This window comes from Bradyrhizobium diazoefficiens (assembly GCF_016612535.1).
In the GTDB taxonomy this organism is placed as follows: Bacteria; Pseudomonadota; Alphaproteobacteria; order Rhizobiales; family Xanthobacteraceae; genus Bradyrhizobium; species Bradyrhizobium diazoefficiens_C.
Map to the genome: position 1 here is coordinate 1,429,760 of NZ_JAENXS010000002.1, position 19,534 is coordinate 1,449,293.

General features: G+C 67.1%; 20 protein-coding genes and 1 riboswitch. Of the genes, 5 read left to right on the plus strand and 15 right to left on the minus strand.

Annotated features, from left to right (window positions below; translation table 11 throughout):
- The 6 genes from cobF to cbiE are packed head-to-tail and all read right to left on the minus strand — an operon-like array spanning position 1 to position 5,113.
- Entirely contained in the window at positions 1-750 is a 750-nt protein-coding gene (cobF, locus tag JJE66_RS23720; protein WP_200516894.1) for a precorrin-6A synthase (deacetylating), read from the minus strand.
- Positions 747-1,478 (minus strand): uroporphyrinogen-III C-methyltransferase, encoded by a 732-nt coding sequence (gene cobA, locus JJE66_RS23725; protein ID WP_200516895.1) that lies wholly within the window; start codon positions 1,476-1,478, stop codon positions 747-749. The genes cobF and cobA overlap by 4 nt, the downstream gene beginning before the upstream one ends.
- Positions 1,475-2,785, minus strand: coding sequence for a cobyrinate a,c-diamide synthase (locus JJE66_RS23730; RefSeq protein ID WP_200516896.1), 1,311 nt, complete (start codon positions 2,783-2,785; stop codon positions 1,475-1,477). Before JJE66_RS23730 ends, cobA begins: the two co-directional genes overlap by 4 nt.
- A complete protein-coding gene (gene cobM / locus JJE66_RS23735; RefSeq protein ID WP_200516897.1) occupies positions 2,785-3,567 on the minus strand; it encodes a precorrin-4 C(11)-methyltransferase in 783 nt (260 codons plus the stop codon). Before cobM ends, JJE66_RS23730 begins: the two co-directional genes overlap by 1 nt.
- Entirely contained in the window at positions 3,564-3,932 is a 369-nt protein-coding gene (locus tag JJE66_RS23740) for a cobalamin biosynthesis protein (RefSeq protein ID WP_200516898.1), read from the minus strand. The genes cobM and JJE66_RS23740 overlap by 4 nt, the downstream gene beginning before the upstream one ends.
- On the minus strand, positions 3,929-5,113 hold the full coding sequence (cbiE, locus tag JJE66_RS23745) for a precorrin-6y C5,15-methyltransferase (decarboxylating) subunit CbiE (RefSeq protein WP_200516899.1): 1,185 nt from the start codon (positions 5,111-5,113) through the stop codon (positions 3,929-3,931). The genes JJE66_RS23740 and cbiE overlap by 4 nt, the downstream gene beginning before the upstream one ends.
- Here cbiE and JJE66_RS23750 point away from each other — a divergent pair.
- Positions 5,112-5,858, plus strand: coding sequence for a cobalt-precorrin-6A reductase (locus JJE66_RS23750; RefSeq protein ID WP_200516900.1), 747 nt, complete (start codon positions 5,112-5,114; stop codon positions 5,856-5,858). The genes cbiE and JJE66_RS23750 overlap by 2 nt on opposite strands.
- Here JJE66_RS23750 and cobJ read toward each other — a convergent pair.
- From cobJ to JJE66_RS23785, 7 genes are read right to left on the minus strand one after another with little or no spacing between them, the layout of a single operon-like run.
- Positions 5,834-6,568: a precorrin-3B C(17)-methyltransferase gene (gene cobJ, locus JJE66_RS23755; RefSeq protein ID WP_200516901.1), complete on the minus strand. Its 735-nt coding sequence runs from the start codon at positions 6,566-6,568 to the stop codon at positions 5,834-5,836. The two genes, JJE66_RS23750 and cobJ, sit on opposite strands and share 25 nt — an antisense overlap.
- Complete coding sequence (locus JJE66_RS23760) at positions 6,565-7,296, minus strand: precorrin-2 C(20)-methyltransferase (RefSeq protein ID WP_200516902.1); 732 nt, start codon at positions 7,294-7,296, stop codon at positions 6,565-6,567. Before JJE66_RS23760 ends, cobJ begins: the two co-directional genes overlap by 4 nt.
- 2 nt (positions 7,297-7,298) lie before the next feature.
- Positions 7,299-7,928: a precorrin-8X methylmutase gene (locus JJE66_RS23765; protein ID WP_200516903.1), complete on the minus strand. Its 630-nt coding sequence runs from the start codon at positions 7,926-7,928 to the stop codon at positions 7,299-7,301.
- Complete coding sequence (gene cobG, locus JJE66_RS23770; protein WP_200516904.1) at positions 7,928-9,091, minus strand: precorrin-3B synthase; 1,164 nt, start codon at positions 9,089-9,091, stop codon at positions 7,928-7,930. Before cobG ends, JJE66_RS23765 begins: the two co-directional genes overlap by 1 nt.
- Positions 9,088-12,336 carry a cobaltochelatase subunit CobN gene (gene cobN, locus JJE66_RS23775; protein WP_200516905.1) on the minus strand — a complete coding sequence of 1,083 codons (3,249 nt, stop codon included), beginning with the start codon at positions 12,334-12,336 and terminating at the stop codon, positions 9,088-9,090. Before cobN ends, cobG begins: the two co-directional genes overlap by 4 nt.
- Entirely contained in the window at positions 12,336-13,370 is a 1,035-nt protein-coding gene (gene cobW, locus JJE66_RS23780) for a cobalamin biosynthesis protein CobW (protein WP_200516906.1), read from the minus strand. Before cobW ends, cobN begins: the two co-directional genes overlap by 1 nt.
- Complete coding sequence (locus tag JJE66_RS23785; RefSeq protein WP_200516907.1) at positions 13,367-13,753, minus strand: DUF1636 domain-containing protein; 387 nt, start codon at positions 13,751-13,753, stop codon at positions 13,367-13,369. Before JJE66_RS23785 ends, cobW begins: the two co-directional genes overlap by 4 nt.
- A gap of 94 nt (positions 13,754-13,847) precedes the next feature.
- A riboswitch (cobalamin riboswitch) is annotated at positions 13,848-14,068 on the minus strand.
- Positions 14,069-14,108: 40 nt separating this feature from the next.
- On the opposite strand from JJE66_RS23785, the gene cobO reads away from it, so the two are divergent.
- On the plus strand, positions 14,109-14,744 hold the full coding sequence (cobO, locus tag JJE66_RS23790; protein WP_200518733.1) for a cob(I)yrinic acid a,c-diamide adenosyltransferase: 636 nt from the start codon (positions 14,109-14,111) through the stop codon (positions 14,742-14,744).
- 7 nt (positions 14,745-14,751) lie between these two features.
- A complete protein-coding gene (locus tag JJE66_RS23795; RefSeq protein ID WP_200516908.1) occupies positions 14,752-16,200 on the plus strand; it encodes a cobyric acid synthase in 1,449 nt (482 codons plus the stop codon).
- Here JJE66_RS23795 and cobD read toward each other — a convergent pair.
- A complete protein-coding gene (gene cobD, locus JJE66_RS23800; RefSeq protein WP_200516909.1) occupies positions 16,197-17,159 on the minus strand; it encodes a threonine-phosphate decarboxylase CobD in 963 nt (320 codons plus the stop codon). The genes JJE66_RS23795 and cobD overlap by 4 nt on opposite strands.
- An 11-nt stretch (positions 17,160-17,170) precedes the next feature.
- On the minus strand, positions 17,171-18,124 hold the full coding sequence (gene cbiB, locus JJE66_RS23805; RefSeq protein WP_311979953.1) for an adenosylcobinamide-phosphate synthase CbiB: 954 nt from the start codon (positions 18,122-18,124) through the stop codon (positions 17,171-17,173).
- A gap of 121 nt (positions 18,125-18,245) precedes the next feature.
- Here cbiB and cobU point away from each other — a divergent pair, with 121 nt between their 5' ends.
- Positions 18,246-18,749 carry a bifunctional adenosylcobinamide kinase/adenosylcobinamide-phosphate guanylyltransferase gene (cobU, locus tag JJE66_RS23810; RefSeq protein WP_200516910.1) on the plus strand — a complete coding sequence of 168 codons (504 nt, stop codon included), beginning with the start codon at positions 18,246-18,248 and terminating at the stop codon, positions 18,747-18,749.
- A complete protein-coding gene (gene cobS / locus JJE66_RS23815; RefSeq protein ID WP_200516911.1) occupies positions 18,746-19,531 on the plus strand; it encodes an adenosylcobinamide-GDP ribazoletransferase in 786 nt (261 codons plus the stop codon). The genes cobU and cobS overlap by 4 nt, the downstream gene beginning before the upstream one ends.
- Positions 19,532-19,534: the final 3 nt, after the last annotated feature.

A 19,534-nucleotide genomic window follows, 5' to 3' on the forward strand; every position in this document is an offset into this window, starting at 1 on the left:
TTATGGCTTGCGCTTGAGAATGTAGCTGTCCATGATCCAGCCATGCCGCTCGCGCGCGTCCTGCCGCGCGGCGATGATGCGCGGGCCAGCCTCGGCCAGCGCGCCGGACATGATAATCTGATCTTGCATGCCGAGATAGGCACCCCACCAAATGTGAAGTCCCGCCGCATCGAGCGACTGGAACGCCGTGCCGCCGTCGAGCATCACGACCACGGTATCGACGCTCTGCGGCCAGCCGGCTTCGCGCAAGCGGCGCCCCGTCGTGACCAGGAACGGCTCGCCGATGTCGTTCAGGGGCAGCGCATGCACCGCGCACAGCGTCTGGATCGAGGTGATGCCCGGCACGACCTCGATTGTCGGCAAGGGATCGAGGCGGCGCGCGATGCGCAGCGAGGAATCGTAGAGCGAGGGATCGCCCCAGATCAGCAGCGCGACTTTACCCTCGCTGCCGAGATGGTTTTCGATCGTCTGCGACCAGGTCGCGGCGACTGCGTCGTGCCAATCGTCCACGCCCCTGCGGTAATCGGATTCGCCGGCGTCGCGCACGGGAAGGTCGAACTCCACAATGCGAGTGGTGCCATTGGTGAGCACATCCGTGCAGATCGTCCGCCTGAGATCAGCGAGATCGGATTTCGCACTCCCTTTGCGCGGAATCAGGACGAGATCGGCGGCGTTGATCGCGCTGACCGCGGTGCGCGTGAGCTGCCCGGGATCGCCGCAACCGATGCCGATCAGGGAGAGCGTCATCATGACGGATAGTCTCCCGCCAGCGCACCGAACAGGATCACAGCCGCCGTGGAAGCGGCGCCGCCGCGCGCCAGCTGCTCGGCCAGCTCGGCAATGGTGGTGCGCACCAGCCGCTCATCAGGACGGCCGAGCGATTCAGCGAACAGCGCCGGCGTGTTTGCTGCGAGGCCATGCTCAATCAATTTGGCGACCAGCGCCGGAAACGTCCGCCGGCCCATATAAACCACGGTGGTCGCGTCCGGATCGGCCAGCGCCGTCCAGTTCAGATCTTGCGGCAGCTCGCCGGTCACGTCAGCCCCGGTGATGAACTGCACCCGCCGCGAAGTATGGCGCCGCGTCAGGGGAATGCCGGCCTGCGCGGCGGCCACACATGCCGAGGTCACGCCGGGAATGATCTCGTGGCCGACGCCGGCTTCGCGCAGCGTCTCGAGCTCCTCCTCGAGTCGGCCAAAGATGCCGGCATCGCCCGACTTCAACCGCACGACGCGCACGCCCGTGGCTGCGTAGTCGACCAGCAGGCGATTGACGTGATGCTGCTTTGTTGACGGCCGTCCTGCCCGTTTCCCGACCGCGACAAGGTTGGCGCCGGGCCGCGCCAGATCGAGGATCGCGCCGGAGGCGAGATCGTCGTAGAGCACGACGTCGGCTTCGCGCAGCCGCGCGGCGCCCTTGAGCGTGAGCAGCTCGGGATCGCCGGGTCCGGCGGAGATGAAGGAGACAAAACCGCTCACCGGTCCTCCGCGATCAGATGGAAGAACGTGCCGGTGACGTGTCCGCGCCGCGAGCCGGTCTCGGCAATGACCGCGCCGGTTGCATCGTGCACGATCGCCAGCGGCGTATCGGGCTGGGCAAGAATGGTCGAATAGTGGAACTCATGGCCGCGCAAGCGTGCACCGGGCTGATGCCCCGGCACCGGAGCAGCAAGCGTGGCGAGACGATAGCCGAGATGCATGCGACGTTTGGCAAAGCTCGTCTCCAGCCCGAGCAGACCCGTCATCTCATGACCGATACCGTCGGCATCGGTCAAAGCCGTTCCCAGCACCATATAGCCTCCGCACTCGCCATGCACAGGCCGCGTCTCGGCGAAGGCGCGCACACCGCTGCGGAAACGCGCATTTGCGGCGATCCTGCCGGCGTGAAGCTCAGGATAGCCGCCGGGCAGCCAGCACACGTCAGCGCTCGCGTCAGGCGCTTCGTCTGCGAGCGGCGAGAAGGCTGAGATTTCCGCGCCGGCCGCGCGCCAGGCTTCTAACATATGTGGATAGACGAAGGAGAATGCGGCATCGCGGGCGAGCGCGATGCGTTGGCCGGGCGGTGTCACATTCGGACCGTTCGCCGTCGATTGCGGCGACCACGCGGCTGCCGAGCGCAGCACCGCATCGAGATCGACATGTTCGCCGACGAAGCGCGCGGCCTCGTCGATCAGCTTACCGATCTCGGCCTGCTCCTCGGCTTGAACGAGGCCGAGATGCCGTTTCGGCAGGCTGATCTCGGCATGACGCGGCAGCGCGCCGAACACGGCGATGCCGGCATCATTCAGCGCGCGGCGCACGAGATCTTCATGACGCGGACTTGCGACACGATTGAGCACCACGCCGGCAAGGCGCACACCAGCGCGATAGTCGCGAAGACCCGCGGCAATCGCCGCGGCCGTTTGCGCCTGCCCGGAGGGGTCGATCACCAGCACCACCGGCCAACCCAGCATCTCCGCGATGTCGGCGGTGGCACCCGTGCCGGAGACGCCGCGCGCGGCGACGCCATCGAACAGGCCCATCGATCCCTCGGCGAGCACGATATCGGCGTCCGCCCCCCGGCTGACGAGATGTTCGATGGTGGCGCGATCCATCGCCCAGCTGTCGACGTTGACCGAGGCTCGGCCAGTCGCTGCGGCATGGAAGGCGGGATCGATATAATCGGGGCCGCTCTTGACGCATTGCACGCGCAATCCGCGATGGCGCCAGGCGCGCGCGAGCGCCAGCGTCAGCGTGGTCTTGCCGACGCCGGAGGCCGGCGCGGAGATGACGAGGCCGGCCGGCATCACGATGCCTCCGGAAAGCGCGGCTCGGCACCGACCGGGCGATAACGGCGATCATAGTCGGCGGCATAAAGCCGGCTCTCGTCAAAGTCCGCCGCGCCAAGCGTCCTGCCGACCAGGATCAGCGCGGTGCGTTCCATCTCGGCGCCGACGGCGGCATCGAGCGTTGCGAGGGTGGCGCGGACGATGCGCTGATCCGGCCAGCTCGCGCGCCAGACGACCGCGACCGGGCAGTCCGCGCCGTAATGCGGCGTGAGTTCGGCGATGATCTTGTCGAGCAGATGGATCGACAGATGGATGGCGAGCACGGCGCCTGTTGCGGCGAAGGCCGCGAGCGTCTCGCCCTCGGGCATTGCGCTCGCGCGGCCCGGCGTGCGCGTTAGCACGACTGCCTGCGCAAGGCCGGGCAGCGTGAGTTCGGCTTCGAGGGCGGCTGCGGCGGCGGAGAAGGACGGCACGCCTGGCGTGACGGTAAAGGGAATGCCGAGCCCGCGCAAACGGCGCAGCTGCTCGCCCATCGCCGACCAGATCGCGAGATCGCCGGAATGCAGGCGGGCAACATCCTTGCCCTCGGCGTGAGCCGCAGCAATCTCCGCGATGATCTCGTCGAGCGACAGCGGCGCGGTGTTGACGATGCGCGCACCAGGCGGGCAATGCGCCAGCACGCCTTCTGGCACCAGCGAGCCGGCATAGAGGCAGACTGGACAGGCCGCAATCAAATCGCGCCCGCGCAAGGTGAGAAGATCGGCGGCGCCCGGCCCGGCGCCGATGAAGTGCACCGTCATGGGCCATCTCCTTCGGCGATCGCAGCAGTCGCGGTGCGATCCTGCGAGACCGCGCGCGTCGCGATCAGCCGTGCGCGAGGGCCAGCCGCAGCGAGCGCTGCCGCCTCGGCGAGCGATCCTGTGCCGAACTTTTCGACGACAAGCTTCGACTGCGTCGGCGTGTCGATACTGGCCAGCACATCGGCCGGCACAGCCTTGATCGGTACACCGCATTCCCGCGCGAGCTGCTTGAACACTTCCGCGTCAGCCTTGTCGCTGACGGTTGCCACGGCCGCAAGGCCTTCGGCGCCGCCAGCCGCTGCAAGCGCCTCACGCAACGAAGCCAACGCCACATCCCGTTTGAATCCGAGCCCGGCAACCTTCATCGGACCGCACTCCACTGCACCACCGGCCGGGTCGCCTCCCAGGACCGGTAGCGGCCGCCGAGCGGAGCAGCATGCGCAATCTCGACCCGCATTAATTCGCCGCCATGGCGCTGATGCAGATCGCCGAGCAGCGCTTCAGTTTCCAGCGTCACGGCATGCGCGACCAGCCGCGCACCCTTCGCAAGCCGCGACCAGATGGCGTCGAACATCGCCCGATCGAAACCGCCACCGACAAAGACAGCGTTGGGCGCTTCCAGAGCGGCGAGCGCATCCGGGGCCTTGCTCGCCACCACAGTGATCCGATGCGCCAATCCAAACGCCGCCGCATTGCTGCGGATGTTCGCGGCGCGATTCTCGCGCGCCTCGATTGCCGTCGCCGTCCCACCGCACAGCGCCCATTCGACCGAGATCGAACCGGAGCCCGCGCCGATATCCCACAGAAGCTCGCCGGGACGCGGCGCCAGCGTCGAGAGTGCGAGCGCGCGCACCGGTCGCTTGGTGATCTGGCCGTCATGGACAAAGAGATCGTCTGGTAATCCCGAGCTGTGGGGAATGCCCGGCGCTCCCCTTGCCTCCAACGCTACCGCAACCAGGTTTTCGCCGAGATCGCCCAAAAAGCTGTCGGCGCGATGCTCTGCGATGCCTTCGCGCGGGCCGCCAAGCGCGGCGAGAGTCCAGAATGCCGAGGCGCCCCATCCGTGACTGCTCAGCCATCTTGCAAGATCGCCAGCGGCCCTGCCATCGCGTATGAGACAAATGATTCGCGCGCCCTGCGCGAGATGCGGCACGAGGCGCTCGACCGGTGCGGCATGAAGACCGAGACAGGCTGTTGCTTCGAGACGCCAGCCCAAGCGCGCTGCGGCGAGCGAGAATGTCGATGGCGCCGGATGCGCGATCCACTCGTCGCTGCCGAGCTTCTCGGCGAGGCCCGCGCCGGCGCCGTACCAGAACGGATCGCCGGAGGCGAGCACCGTCGTCGGCCTTCCACGGCAGCTCAGCACGACGCTGGCGTCGAACGGCACCGGCCATGCCCGGCCACGGCTTCCCACATCTGCAAGCGCAAGATGACGTTCGCCACCAAAGACGGTTTCCGCATTAAAAAGCGCCTTTCGGCTTGCGTCCGACAGCCCGGCGAGGCCATCTTCGCCGATACCGATGATGGTCAGCCAGGGATCAGCCATGATGCGCGCCCTTATTCTGGGCGGAATTGCCGACGCGAGCCTGCTCGCGGCCGAGATTGCGCGTGCGGGCATTGACGCGGTCTATTCCTATGGCGGCCGCACCCGCGCGCCCGCGGATCAGCCGCTGCCGACCCGCATCGGCGGCTTTGGCGGCGCGCGCGGGCTTGCCGATACCATCAGGCGCGAAAGCATCACACATGTCATCGACGCAACGCATCCCTTTGCCGCCGAGATGAGCCGCAACGCCGTCGAAGCGTGCACGGAAACCGGCACGCCGCTGATTGCGCTCGAACGTGCGCCCTGGGTCAAAACCCCCGGCGACAACTGGATTGAAGTCAGTGAGGTCTGCGCCGCGGCGGCCGCCCTTCCCGACGCGCCCGCACGCGTGTTCCTCGCCATCGGTCGCCAGCACATTGCGCCGTTCGCGACGCGGCCGCAGCACGCCTACACGCTGCGTTTCGTCGATCCGCCCGAAGCGACCCTGCCCTTCGCCGCCGATGTGATCGTGTCGCGCGGGCCGTTCACGCTGGATGGCGAGCTGGAGATGCTGCGCGCCCGAGGCATCGCATGGATCGTGGCGCGCAACTCCGGCGGCGACGGCGCACGCGCCAAGATCGACGCCGCGCGCATGCTCGGCCTGCCCGTCATCATGATCTCGCGGCCAAAGCTGCCTGAACGGCTGCGGGTGGAGAGCGTGGCCGAGGTGATGCAGTGGCTCGGTCATCGGACCTGCCTCGGCGCATAGACCCAGCCGCCGACGCGGCGCGTCTGCGAATTTCCGACGATCACCAGCGTTCGCATGTCGGCCATCTCGGGCGTCGCGTCGCTCAGCGACACGGTTTCTATCTTTTCATCGGCTGCGCTGACCGCGCGCGCGAAGATCACGAGGCGCTCGCCGCAGCCGGCTTCTCTCAGCACCGCGAGGGCGCGGCCAAATCCCTCAGGCCGGCTCGCCGAGCGCGGATTGTACATTGCAATCGAAAAATCAGCTTCCGCGGCAAGGCGCAAGCGCTTCTCGATCACCGCCCATGGTTTCAGATTGTCGGAGAGATTGATCGCGCAGAAATCATGGCCCAGCGGCGCGCCTGCGCGTGCGGCGGCGGCCAGCATCGCGGTGATACCAGGCAGCACGCGGATCGGCAGATCCCGATAGTGCGGCGCCTGTTCCAGTGCCTCGAACACAGCCGACGCCATCGCGAACACGCCGGGGTCACCGGAGGAGACGACGACGACCTGTCGACCGTCGGCGGCAAGCCGCAGAGCTTCGCTCGCACGCAGCAGCTCTTCGCGGTTGTCGGAGGGATGCAGCCTGAGCCCCGGCCGCGGCGGCACGCGCGCGACGTAGGGCGCGTAACCCAATATGTCGGTAGCGGAGGCCAGCGCAGCGGAGACCTCGGGCGTCACCATCGCCTCATTGCCGGGGCCGAGCCCCGCGATGGTCAGCGTGCCCATCATTCGGCCGCGTCCAGATGCCGGCCCTTGCCGTGCACGAGCACGATCGCAAAGTAAGGACAGTCGGCCGCGTCGATCTCCGCGAGTCGCACCACGCGCTCGCCCGGCATGGTGCCGCGCTCGACCAGCCAGGCGTCATCCAGCCGGCCGGCAGACGCGAGCGCGCGGCGCACCTTTGCGAGATTGCGGCCGGTCTTCATGACGACGAGCGCATCGGAATCGCGCATGCGGCGCTCGAGCTCGGCCTCAGTCAGCGTGCCCATCAGCACCGTCGTCACGTCGTCGCCGAGCGCGATCGGCTGGCCGACGCCGTTCCAGCAGCCGACCATGCCGGGAATGCCGGCGATGACCTCGATCTCGACGCGGCCTTGCAGGCGCGTATGCAGATGCATGAACGAGCCGTAGAAATAGGGATCGCCCTCGCAGAGAACGACGACGTCGACCGCACGCGCCAGCCGCGCCAGGCGTTCGGCCCATTCGTCGTAGAAGCCAGCGAGCAGCTGGATGTATTCGGCACTGTCGAAGGCGATTTCGGTCGTGACCGGATATTCCATCGAATATTCGGTGATGTCGGCAGCTAGCATACCCTCGACAATGCGCCGCGCCTGGCCTGGTCGGCCTTTCTTGCGGAAATAGGCGACATGCTTTGCTCCGCGCACGGTACGATCAGCGCGCACGCTCATGAGATCGGGATCGCCGGGGCCGAGACCGCAGCAGGTGATGCGTCCCATTGCTATTCGCTCCGGCTCGCCAGCGCGTTGACGGCGGCGACGGTGATCGCGGAGCCGCCGAGGCGGCCTTCGACCGTCAGCGCCGGCGCAGGCGGATCGGCTATCAACGCAGCCTTGGATTCGGCCGCACCGACGAAGCCAACCGGACAGCCGATAATGGCCGCGGGGCGCGGGCAGTCACGGTCCTCCAGCATGTTGAGAAGGTGAAACAGCGCGGTCGGCGCATTGCCGATCGCGACGATCGCTCCATTGAGATGCGGTCGCCACAGCTCCAGCGCCGCGGCCGACCGCGTATTGCGCATGGATTGCGCCAGCGCAGGAACGCTGTCGTCGCCGAGCATGCAGATGACGGCGTTGGCCGCGGGCAGTCTCGCGCGCGTAATTCCTTCCGAGACCATGCGCGCGTCGCACAGAATCGGGGCGCCCCTCTGCAGCGCGGCGCGCGCGGTGGTCGTCATGCCGGGGGTGAAGCGGATATGCGTCTCGAGGCCCACCATGCCGGCAGCATGGATCATCCGCACCACGACCTGCTCCTCGTCCGGCGTGAAGCGTGCGAGATCCGCCTCGGCCCTGATGGTCGCGAAGGATTGCCGATAGATCGCCGCGCCGTCAGTCTCGTAAGTGTACGGCATCAGTGCCCTCCCAGCAGTATGGAGGGATTGCTGACGATGTCGTCGCGGTCCAGGCCACGCAGGATGGGCTCATCGCGCGTCGATCCGCCGCGCACGAGATCGAATCCTGCATCAGTCGCGACCAGCGTGATCGCGGCCGCGCCGGAATGAGCGCAACCCTTGGCGCAGCCCGAGACGTGAAGCCGCTCGGCCGCGCCGAGATTCGGCGCGAGCGCCGCCGCCAGTGCGCGGGTGTCGGCATGGGCTTCACGGCAGCGCGGCGCACCGCTACAGGCGATGACACGCAGCGCTGGATCATAGGCCTCGGTGATCAGACCGGCTGTGGTCGGCATCGTCCGCTTGCCTTCACTCAGAACCATCCGCCATGGCGTCATCCGCAGGGCATGGCCGCAACCGGCCAACCGATTGAGTGTGCCATGCGGCATCTGACCGAAGGCGACGCCGAGCATCGCGCCTTGCGGATAGAGGCCGGGACGCGCCGCGGCCATGATGGACGCAGCCTCGGCCTCGCCGCGCAGCGCTCCAGGCAATTCTGCGCCGGCCGCAAGATGCGTGGCCATGCGCCCGCGCCCGCCCTTGGCGCCGCCGGACGCGACGAACCAGCTCGCGCAAGCAAGTGCAGTGGACACGGCCTCGCCGTGCGCGACGCTGCGGCCGAGCCTGGCGCCGTCCGCGCGCACAAGGAGACCGCCTGAAGGATCACGCTCGATCCGCACATCGGCGGAATTGCCCGCGAGCACGCGCGATCTGCCGTCATCGATGGCGAAACCGAATTTCGAAGGAAGCTCGAGCGCAGAGCCCGCAAGCGCCTCTTCGAGCTCGGCGGCGAGCGCCTGGGTTTCGTCGCCGTCGCGCCAGAACGGCGTGACCAGGATGTTGCGCCGGGATTCGGTGTCGGCATCCGGATCGAGCAGCGTCAGCTGTGCGAGACCATCAAGCAGCAGCCGGTGGCCGGTGTCGCTGACGCCCCTGATCTGGAGATTGGCGCGGCTGGTCACGTCGATCAGGCCATTGCCATGGCGCTCGGCGAGATACGCAAGCCCGGCGGTCTGCGCCGCATCAAGCCGGCCGCCGAATGGGCGCACGCGGACCACGAGCCCGTCGCCAGATTGCATCGGCCGCAGCGCGCCGGGGCACCAGCCCTTCACAGAAGCCGCGCTCATGACGCCTCCTTCAGCGCGGCTGCAATCGAATTGCGGCGCGTTCGCCAGAGCGAGGCCTCGTGTAGGCGCGTGAAGCAGGTCTCGATCGCGGCGAGCGCGGCCGGATTTTCGCGCGCCATGAAGGCATGGACGTCGACATTGCCGAGGGTCGCATCATAATAGAGATCGAACAGATGCGGCGGCACGGCGTCAGCCAGATGGGCGAAGGCCGCCATGTGCTCCAGCGTCGCTGATATCTCGGCGGCGCCGCGAAAACCGTGGCGCATCATGCCGGCGATCCAGGCCGGATTGGCGGCGCGCGCGCGGACGACGCGGGAGATTTCCTCAGTCAGCGTGCGCGCATGCGGCTGCTCGGGCCGTGTCGTGTCGAGATGATAGAGCGATGGCGCCGCCGCACCGAGATGCGCTGCGGCCGCGGCGACGCCGGCTTCATGCGCGGCATAGTCGGCGGCGAGCAACAGGTCGGTTTCCGGCAAGTCCTGGACGTGAACGAAAGCGTCGGCGGACGCGAGCCGCTGTTCGATACCGGCTCGATCGGGCTTGATCGCGCCATCGGCGGAGAACGCCCAGGATGATGCCGACAGCCAGGCTTCGCCGGCCGCGTCGCGCGTCTCGGGCGTAAGGGCATCGGGAATTGCCGAGAGGCCGACACCGTATTGTCCGGGGCGCGGCGCGAACACGCGCGAAGCGCGGTGCCGATACGGATTCTCGTCGCCCTCCTCTTCGCGCACCGCGAGCGCCTCGGCGGCGGCTTCGAACAATTGCGCGAGGCCTGAAAAGACATCACGGAACAGGCCCGACACGCGCAGCGTGACGTCGATGCGGGGACGGCCGAGCTCGGCTGGCGCGATGATGTGATAGCCGGTGACGCGGCCTGAGGTGTGATCCCACCGCGGCGCAAGGCCGGCCAGATGCAGCGCCATCGCAAATTCCTCGCCTGCGGTGCGCATCGTCGCGGAGCCCCAGAGATCGACCACGAGGCCTTTCGGCCAGTCGCCGTGATCCTGCAAATGGCGACGGAGCAGCTCTTCGGCGAGCTTGATGCCTTGCGCATGTGCCGATGGCGTCGGCACCGCACGAGGATCGACGGCGAAGAGATTGCGTCCCGTCGGCAGCACATCCTGTCGCCCGCGATAGGGCGAGCCTGATGGGCCCGGCGCAACGCGCTTCCCCGCGAGCGCGACGCGAAGGGCATCGCGCTCAGCTTCGCCGCAGGCGCCGCGGCCGAACACATGCAGGCCATCGCCGAACTGGCTCTCCTTGAGGTCGCAAACGAAGCGATCGATCCGCGGGATTGCTTCGGCCGGCGCCGCCGATGCATCCAGGCCAAGATCCTCTTCAAGGCCTGCGGCACGGGCCTCGTCGCGGATCGCAGAAATCAGGCGCTGGCGGCGGGCAGGATCGAGACCGTCCGCGGTCGAATATTCGTCGAGGAGCTGTTCGAGCCGACGCAGGCCTTCCGGCACGGCCGATGCGGCAAGCGGCGGCGGCAGATGGCCGATGGTGACGGCACCTAAGCGCCGCTTGGCCTGCGCGGCCTCGCCGGGATCGTTGACGATGAAGGGATAGATGACGGGAAGATCGCCGATCAGCGCCTCCGGCCAGCACGCGGATGACAGCGCCACGGATTTCCCGGGTAGCCATTCCAGCGTGCCATGCGCGCCCATGTGCACGACCGCATCACAGCCCTGCCCTCGCAGCCAGAGATAGAACCCGACATAGGCGTGGCGCGGCGTGCGGGCGAGATCGTGATAGTCGGAATCGCGCGTGGTCGCATCGCCACGCTCCGGCTGAACCGCAATGATCGATCGACCGCATTGGATCGCGTTGAAGCGAAACGCGCCATCGCGGCAGCTCGGATCGTTCTCCGGCGCGCCCCAGGCTTGCGCGAGATCATCCTGCAAGGCTTGCGGAAGGCGCGAGAGCGCCGCGCGGTAATCGGCGACGCTCCATGTCAATTTTTGCTGGAGCAGCGTCTCGCCGAGCGCTTCGACCGAGGCAACATCGAAGCCAGCCTCCGCGAGATCGGACGCCAACGCTTCGACCGACGCCAGCGCGTCGAGACCGACCGCATGTGCGATCTGGTGCGGACGGCCCGGATAATTCGAGAGCACGATGGCCAGCCGCTTCTCGGCGGCCGGCTTCTCCGCGAGCCGATGCCAGGCCGCAACGCGGGCGGCGACAGCCGTCACATGCTCTTCATCCGGCCTGTGGGCCAGATGCGAAAATTGCAGATCAGGATCGCGCGTCGCTGCCGATTTGAAGCTCACGACGCCCGCAAACACGCGGCCGTCAACCTCGGGCAGCACCACATGCATCGCGAGATCGCCGGGCGACAGGCCGCGCAACGACTCGACCCAATCCTCGCGTCGCGCCGACGAGAGCGCGACCTGGAACACCGGGCACGATGCGGCATCGAACGGCGTCGTTCCGTCATCGCCGGTCGCCGAGAATGCCGTGGCATTGACGATCGCGGCCGGAGGATTTTGCGCAAGATGCGCCCGCAGCCAATCCGTGACGCCTGCGGCCTTCAACGAAGCCACGAACACGCCATAGGTGTCAAAACCCCTCTCGCGCAGTGCGGCGATCAGGGCATCGACCGGACCGGTGTCCGCGGCGGCGAGATAGGAGCGATAGAATGTCACGAGCGCACGCGGCCTGCCCTCGCTCGCCCTCGGCACAGCAATGACGCCACGTGCGGGATCGTAAAAACCCAGCTCGGGCACGCTCATCTCACCGGCGACGGGCCCGGCATAGAGGCCAGAAGCCAGCGCAAGCTGCGCGATCGCGGCTTGGGCGGCGACCGGACCGCCGGTGTCGCAGAGCACCTTGAGCCGGCGCAGGGTCGAGACCGGCAGGGTGGAATATCCATCGAGCCGGGCGTCGTCGCGGCCATCGGCCGGCAGCACAGCGAGCACGATGTTGCGATCCTTGGCGAGTTGCTGGAGCGCCGCGAGCCCATACGGCCAGTAGGACTCACCGCCAATCAGGCGCACCAAAATGCCGCGCGCCTGCGCCAGCGTCCGCTCGATATAGGTATCGACCGAGAGCGGGTGCCGCAGCTCCGCCAGATTCGCCAACCGCAGTGACGGCAGGCTGTCACGGCCGCGCCGCCAGCCGGCCGCAAACGCAGCCAGATCGGAATCCGAGTACGAGAGCACCACGAGATCGGCCGGGTCCTGGCCGATGTCCCTTGGCGTCGCGGTCTCCTCGAGACCGCGGCTCTCGCGGAAGACGACGTGCATCAGATACCAAGTCCCGCTTTGATGGCGGCCTCGTCGATATCGCCGTGCTCGCCGATGACGACCAGCTTTGACTGCCTGCTTCCCGCGCCCCAAGGCCTGTCGAATTGGTGGCGCACGCGCTCGCCGACGGCCTGAAGCAGCAAACGCATCGGCTTGCCTGCAATCGCAATGTAGCCCTTGGCGCGCAGCACGTTCTGCTCGCGCGCCAGACGCTGGACCGACGCGACCAATGCATCGATGTCGCTGACCTCCGGAAGATCGATCACGACGGAAGCAAAGTCGTCGTGCTCGTGGTCTTCCTCGCCGTCATGATGCGAGGGGCGCGCCGCGAGATCGTTCTCGGCGGCAGCCCCGAGGCCGAGGATGACGCGCGCATCGATCGCACCGTCGGTCACCGCCAGCATCGGTACGCGGCGCGGCATCTCGGCGGTGATCACTGCCTTGGCCGCTTCAAGTCCCGCCGCGCCGGCGAGATCGGCCTTGGTCAAGAGCACGATATCGGCGCAGGCGATCTGGTCCTCGAACACCTCCGACAGCGGTGTCTCGTGATCGAGATTCTCGTCCGCCGCGCGCTGCGCTTCGACCGCAGCCGGATCCGGCGCGAAACGGCCGGCGGCGACGGCCTCGGCATCGGCCAGCGCAATCACGCCGTCGACGGTGATGCGCGAGCGGATCTCCGGCCAGTCGAACGCTTTCAGCAGCGGCTTCGGCAGCGCCAGGCCCGACGTCTCGATCAGGATGTGATCGGGCCTCACGGGGCGCGCCAACAGCTTCTCCATGGTCGGAATGAAATCGTCGGCCACGGTGCAGCAGATGCAACCATTGGCGAGCTCGATGATATTCTCTTCCGGGCAGTTCGCGTCGGCGCAGGATTTCAGGATTTCGCCGTCGACGCCTTCGCTGCCGAACTCGTTGACGAGGACCGCGAGCTTCTTGCCATTGGGATTGGCGAGCAGATGTTGGATCAGCGTCGTCTTGCCGGAGCCGAGAAAACCGGTGACCACTGTGACCGGCACTTTTGCGAGCGAGCTCATTCGGCGGCCTCCGGCACGACGGCCATTGCGGGAATCATGGGGGGAATGCGGGCAAGCGATTGCTTGCGGAAGATTTCGGGACGGCTGCGCCAGGGCACGAGGCCGTCGGGCGCGGCCGCATAGGCGGCCGCGCCGACGACCACGTCGCTCGCATTCGCATCCGACAGCCGGCCATAGACATACGACCAGCGGCCCGGCGCGCTGAGCGCGACCGAGCAGCCCTGGCTGCAGGCCGACAGGCATTCGACGGGAACCACATTGACGCCCTCGGGCACGCCGGCCTCGAGGATCGCGCCATGCAGGCGTTTGCCCGGCGTGACCTCGCCCTCGCTAGGCGTCTCGCCGGCGCGGCAGGTGATGCAGACATGAAGTGTGACGCTCATCGCCTCTTCCAGATAATCAGCGGGAAGCGAAGAGGCCCACGAACCGTTCTTGCGAAGGCCCGTTTCCCCGTCGCGGAACACCCCGTCCGCCGGTCCAAAAATCGTCCGCGCTGGCAGGTCTCCCGGCTTCCGGAGCAGGGTTTCCCCTTCGATCCCCGCCTTCCCGATCCGCAAGGCGGATCAGTGGCTTCGGGCATCTCTCCGGTCACGGTCGCGGGGGCGGCTGCATTTTGGATCCGAATCTTGCCGATTCGGCCCCTATCGCATTCCCTCTTCGCCTGTCATAGGACAGGAACCAACGCCGGACCACCATTTGCCCCCGGCTGCCTCTTGTCAAGCCGAAGGACCAGGTATGATGACGCCTGAACCGGATACCCAAACGGTCGACGAAACCGACGCCCGGCATGCCGCGAAAATGGCGAAAATCAAGGTCGCCCGCGACAAGATCATGGCGACCAAGAGTGGCGAAAAGGGCCTCATCATCGTCCACACCGGCGCCGGCAAGGGCAAGTCCTCCTCCGCCTTCGGCATGATCGTGCGCTGCGTCGCTCATGGCTTCCCCTGCGCCGTGGTGCAGTTCATCAAGGGCGCCTGGGACACCGGCGAGCGACGCCTGCTCACCGGCCATTTCGGCGAGCTCTGCCAGTTCCACGCGATGGGCGAAGGTTTTACCTGGGAGACGCAGGATCGCGCCCGCGATATCGCCGCCGCGCGCACCGGGTGGGAGAAGGCCAAGGAGCTGATCCTCGATTCCAGCCTGCGCATGGTCGTGCTCGACGAGATCAACATCGCGCTGCGCTACGATTATCTCGATATCGCAGAGGTCGTCGATTTCCTGAAAACACAGAAGCCGCCGATGACGCATGTCGTGCTCACCGGGCGCAACGCCAAGGACGAGCTGATCGAGATCGCTGATCTCGTCACCGAGATGACCTTGGTGAAGCATCCGTTCCGCTCCGGCATCAAGGCGCAAGCCGGCGTCGAGTTCTGACGACACGATGGCTCGCGCATTGATGATCCAGGGAGCCGGCTCGGACGTGGGCAAATCGCTCATCGTCGCCGGCCTTGCGCGCGCCTTCACGCGGCGAGGCCTGCGCGTGCTTCCCTTCAAGCCGCAGAACATGTCGAACAATGCGGCCGTCACCGTCGACGGCGGCGAGATCGGCCGCGCCCAGGCGCTTCAAGCACTCGCCGCCGGCGTCGAGCCGCACACCGACATGAACCCGGTGCTGCTGAAGCCGGAGACCGATGTCGGGGCGCAAGTCATCGTGCAGGGAAAGCGCATCGCGACCGCGCGGGCGCGGGAATATGCGGCGATGAAGCCGTCGCTGATGGGTGCGGTGCTGGAGAGTTTTGCGCGCCTGAAAGCGCGTGCCGATCTCGTGCTGGTGGAAGGTGCCGGTAGTCCGGCCGAGGTGAACTTACGCAAGGCCGACATCGCGAATATGGGCTTTGCGCGCAAGGCCGACGTGCCCGTCGTGCTGGTCGGCGACATCGACCGTGGCGGCGTCATCGCCCAACTCGTCGGCATCAAGACGGTGATCGATCCCAATGATGCGGCCATGATCCAGGGTTTTGTCATCAATAAGTTCCGCGGCGATCCCACGCTGTTCGATGACGCCTACAAGCTGATCGAGCAGAAGACATCCTGGCGCGGCTTTGGCGTGCTGCCCTGGTTCGCGCGCGCCGGCGAGCTACCGGCTGAGGATGCGCTGGGCCTCAGTGATGCGCGCAAGCCGGGCCAGTGCAAGATTGCTTGTCTGGCGCTATCGCGGATCGCCAATTTCGACGATCTCGATCCGCTCAAGCTCGAAGCGGGAGTCGATCTCGTGATGGTGCGCCCGGGCGAGGCTATTCCGGGCGACGTCAGGCTCGTCATCATCCCCGGCTCCAAATCTACCCGCGGAGACCTCGCCTTCTTGCGCGCGCAGGGCTGGGACATCGATCTGTTGGCGCATCATCGCCGCGGCGGCCATGTGCTCGGCCTCTGCGGCGGCTATCAAATGCTCGGACGTAGCGTCGCCGATCCCGATGGCATCGAGGGCCCCGCCGGCGAAACGCCGGGCCTTGGGCTTCTGGACGTGACGACGGTGATGAGCCCGGAGAAAACGCTGACGCGTGTTGCGGCCGTGCATGCGGCTACCGATCAGCCGATCCAGGCCTACGAAATCCACATCGGCCGTACCGACGGACCCGATCGCGTCCGCCCATTCGCGAAACTGAACGGCGAGCCCGAAGGCGCGATCTCCAGCGACGGACGCGTACAGGGCAGCTATCTGCACGGCCTGTTCACGTCGGACGAATTCCGCAAGGCGTTTTTGGCAAAGCTCGGTATTCCCGCGGGCGAGGAGCCCTATCACGCCCGGGTCGAGAGCGCGCTCGATGCACTTGCCGATCATATCGAAAAGCATCTCGACGTCGATGGCCTGCTCGCGCTAGCGCGCTAGTCTAGCACCTCGGCGAGGCGCGTCCATTCGGCCTCAATGCCCGGAAGCCCGAGGCGCAGCCATGTCGGGTTCTGCGCGAAGACACGGGACCAGATTTGGCCTTGCGCCAGCTTCTGCTGCGCGGCAAGTGCGCCCGGCGTCTCGTAGAGACGAAACAGTGGCGCGCCGCCGACGAGCTGCCAGCCTTGCGACTGCACCATCTCGTCGAGGCGAACACAGTCACGCGCAAGCCGCGCTGACGTCGCCTTGGCCCAGGCATCGTCGCGCAAGGCGCGGCAGCCGATCGCGATCGCCGCACCTGACACCGGCCATGGACCTGACGCCGCCGCGAGCTTGCCGATGTCGGCCGCATTGCCGAGCGCGAAGCCGAGCCGCAAGCCGGCAAGACCATAAAACTTTCCGAAGGAGCGGAGGATCAGCAGCCCCGGCCGGTCGGCTTCTGAGGCGAGCGAGAGCTCGGGAACGGCATCAATAAAACTCTCGTCGATGACGAGGCGGCCGACGCGCGGCAAGAGCGCGAGCAAATCCTTTGGCGCATGACGGCGTCCGTCAGGATTGTTGGGATTGACGACGATGGCGAGATCCGCCCCCGCCAGCGCATCGAGCTCCCAGACCTCCTCGACCTCCCATCCCGCAGCCGAGAGAACGGGAGCGTATTCGTTGTATATCGGCGCGAAGATGCGCGCCCGGCCACCCGGCGCGAGCTGCGGCAACAGTTGAATGGCGGCTTGCGCGCCGCCCATCGCGACGACGGGCGCAGCTGTGCCATAGGCATGCCGGGCCGCCCGGTGCAACGCGTCGATCTCGGATCGCGACGGCAACGCCTGCCAATGATGCGCGCTGATCTCGCCCACGGGATAAGGCAGCCGGTTGATCCCGGTCGAGAGATCGATCCAGTCGTCCGCGCGTCCGCCAAAACGCTGCCGGGCGTGATCGAGATTTCCACCGTGCTCGCGCATTCCCTGTTCTTTCACGCGAACGCGAGGATCGCAAGCAGGCCCGCGAGCAGCAGCATGGCGCGGCGGTAGATCGTCAGGCCCTGGGTGATGTCGGCGGCGAGCGGATCACGGGCCGCCTCGTTGAGCCAAGGCTCGTTGGCGATGCTGTCGTGATAGATGCGGGGTCCGCTGAGGCGAACTCCGAGCGCGCCAGCCATGGCAGCCTCGGGCCAGCCGGCATTGGGCGAGCGATGACGGCGTGCATCACTTCTCATGCATGACAGCGCTTCGGATCGCCGCGGCGCGAGCAGCACGAAGAGAAAACCGGTCAGACGGGCCGGGATGAAGTTCGCGACATCGTCGATGCGCGCAGCCGCCCAACCGAAGGCCTCGTGCCGTTCGCTGCGATGACCGATCATGGAGTCCAGCGTGTTGATCGCCTTGTAGCCCAAAATGCCGGGCAGACCGAAGAGCGAGCCCCAGAACACGGGCGCGACGATGCCGTCGGAGGCGTTTTCGGCGAGGCTCTCGATGGCGGCGCGTGCGATCCCGGCCTCATCAAGCGCGGCGGGATCGCGGCCGACGATACGCGAGACTGCTTCGCGCGCGGCAGCAATGTCACCGCCCAGCAGAGGATGTGCGACGGCGGCGACATGGTCGTGCAGCGAGCGGAGTGCCACCAACGGCCACGCCAGGACTCCGACCAGCGCGATCTGGCTCCAGCCCCAAGGCAGTAAGAATCGAAGCAAGGACTGAAGCACCCAACCGAGCGCGACCGCGAGTGCAATCACCAGAAGCGCTCCAGCGACGCCAGCAGCGCGGCGAAGCCATGGCGGATCGGGAGCGCGATTCCAGCCGGCGTCGATCGCGGCGATCAACCGGCCGACCCAGGTGACGGGGTGGCCGATCCGCGCAAACAGTTTTGACGGCCAGCCCAGCAGGGCATCCACCGCCATCGCCACCACCATCGCGCCCGCAAAGCCCACACCGGCCTCCTGTTCCGCCCCTGTTGCGCAAAGCGAAGGCAGAGCGCAAGCCCCTGCCCGCCTGATTTCGGCTTTGTCTTTGGCCGCGTTTGGTGATTAGTCAGGCCCACAGGAGACCTTCATGGCCGTCATCTTGATCACGGGCGGAGCGCGATCGGGCAAGAGCCAACGTGCGGAAACGCGCGTGCGCGCCTTCCCCGGGCAGCCCGTCTATATCGCGACGGCCGAGGCGCTCGATGCGGAAATGGACGCGCGCATCGCCAGGCACCGCGCGCGGCGCGGAACCGACTGGATCGAGCGCGAGGTGCCGCTCGATCTCGTGCCTGCGCTAACCGCAACCGATGGCGGCGGCGCAAGGCTCGTCGACTGCCTGACGTTGTGGCTCTCCAATCTGATGCATGCGGAGCGCGACTGGGAACACGAGATGAGCAAGCTCTCCACCACCCTGCCCCGCCTCAAGAGTCCCGTCGTCTTCGTCACCAACGAAGTCGGCCTCGGCATCGTGCCCGACAACGCACTGGCGCGCAGCTTTCGCGACGCCGCTGGGATCATGAACCAGATCATCGCGGCCACCGCTGACGAGGTCGAGTTCGTCGTCGCCGGCCTGCCAATGAAGCTGAAATGATGGCGCGCGCTGAAATTCTGAAAGACATCGTCGCCGATCTCAGGATCGCGACGTCTTTCGTCACGATCGTGCCGATGGCATCGTCGAAGCCGGCCGGTGACGGCGCCATCGCGCGCGCGACCTGGGCGCTGCCGCTTGCGGGGCTGCTGGTGGGCCTCGCGGGCGCCGCGGTCTATGCGCTCGCAAGCAGGCTGGGGCTGCCCTCCGCAACAGCCGCCCTGCTTGCGCTGGCGACGACCACCCTGATCACCGGCGCGCTGCACGAGGACGGGTTCGCCGACACCGCCGACGGCCTCGGTGGTGGACGGACGCGCGAGCGCAAGCTCGAGATCATGCGCGACAGCCGGATCGGCAGCTATGGCGTCTGCGCGCTGATCCTGTCGTTCGGTCTGCGCTGGAGCGCACTTGCGACGATCGCCAATCCGTGGATGGTGATGCTTGCGCTCGTCTCAGCGAATGCCGCGGCCCGCGCCGGCTTGCCGGCTTTCATGTCGCTGGTGCCGCCGGCGCGTTCCGACGGGCTGTCGTCGAGCGCGGGATCGCCGCCGGGCCGCAGCGTGGCCGTCGCTTTCGGACTTGGCACGCTTTGTCTTGCGCTGGCGCTCGGGCCGGCCAAGGCGCTGGTCGGCTTGGTCCTGCTGTCGCTCGCCGGGCTGATCCTGGCGCGACTTGCGACCCGCCAGATCGGCGGGCAGACCGGAGACATCCTTGGCGCTTTCGAGCAGGTCGGCGAAATCCTGATCCTGCTGGCCGCCGCAGCCTTCCTTCACGCGGGAGGATGATCC

Coding starts and splice junctions, on each gene's coding strand:
- cobN (WP_200516905.1), bottom strand. CDS start 12,336: ATGCACGTCGTCTTCCGCGAGAGCCGCGGTCTCGAGGAGACCGCGACG.
- cobS (WP_200516911.1), top strand. CDS start 18,746: ATGATGGCGCGCGCTGAAATTCTGAAAGACATCGTCGCCGATCTCAGG.
- JJE66_RS23795 (WP_200516908.1), top strand. CDS start 14,752: ATGGCTCGCGCATTGATGATCCAGGGAGCCGGCTCGGACGTGGGCAAA.
- JJE66_RS23765 (WP_200516903.1), bottom strand. CDS start 7,928: ATGCCGTACACTTACGAGACTGACGGCGCGGCGATCTATCGGCAATCC.
- JJE66_RS23750 (WP_200516900.1), top strand. CDS start 5,112: ATGATGCGCGCCCTTATTCTGGGCGGAATTGCCGACGCGAGCCTGCTC.
- cobU (WP_200516910.1), top strand. CDS start 18,246: ATGGCCGTCATCTTGATCACGGGCGGAGCGCGATCGGGCAAGAGCCAA.
- JJE66_RS23730 (WP_200516896.1), bottom strand. CDS start 2,785: ATGCCGGCCGGCCTCGTCATCTCCGCGCCGGCCTCCGGCGTCGGCAAG.
- cobW (WP_200516906.1), bottom strand. CDS start 13,370: ATGAGCTCGCTCGCAAAAGTGCCGGTCACAGTGGTCACCGGTTTTCTC.
- cbiE (WP_200516899.1), bottom strand. CDS start 5,113: ATGGCTGATCCCTGGCTGACCATCATCGGTATCGGCGAAGATGGCCTC.
- cobD (WP_200516909.1), bottom strand. CDS start 17,159: ATGCGCGAGCACGGTGGAAATCTCGATCACGCCCGGCAGCGTTTTGGC.
- cobO (WP_200518733.1), top strand. CDS start 14,109: ATGACGCCTGAACCGGATACCCAAACGGTCGACGAAACCGACGCCCGG.
- JJE66_RS23760 (WP_200516902.1), bottom strand. CDS start 7,296: ATGGGACGCATCACCTGCTGCGGTCTCGGCCCCGGCGATCCCGATCTC.
- JJE66_RS23785 (WP_200516907.1), bottom strand. CDS start 13,753: ATGAGCGTCACACTTCATGTCTGCATCACCTGCCGCGCCGGCGAGACG.
- cobM (WP_200516897.1), bottom strand. CDS start 3,567: ATGACGGTGCACTTCATCGGCGCCGGGCCGGGCGCCGCCGATCTTCTC.
- JJE66_RS23740 (WP_200516898.1), bottom strand. CDS start 3,932: ATGAAGGTTGCCGGGCTCGGATTCAAACGGGATGTGGCGTTGGCTTCG.
- cobJ (WP_200516901.1), bottom strand. CDS start 6,568: ATGATGGGCACGCTGACCATCGCGGGGCTCGGCCCCGGCAATGAGGCG.
- cobF (WP_200516894.1), bottom strand. CDS start 750: ATGATGACGCTCTCCCTGATCGGCATCGGTTGCGGCGATCCCGGGCAG.
- cobG (WP_200516904.1), bottom strand. CDS start 9,091: ATGAGCGCGGCTTCTGTGAAGGGCTGGTGCCCCGGCGCGCTGCGGCCG.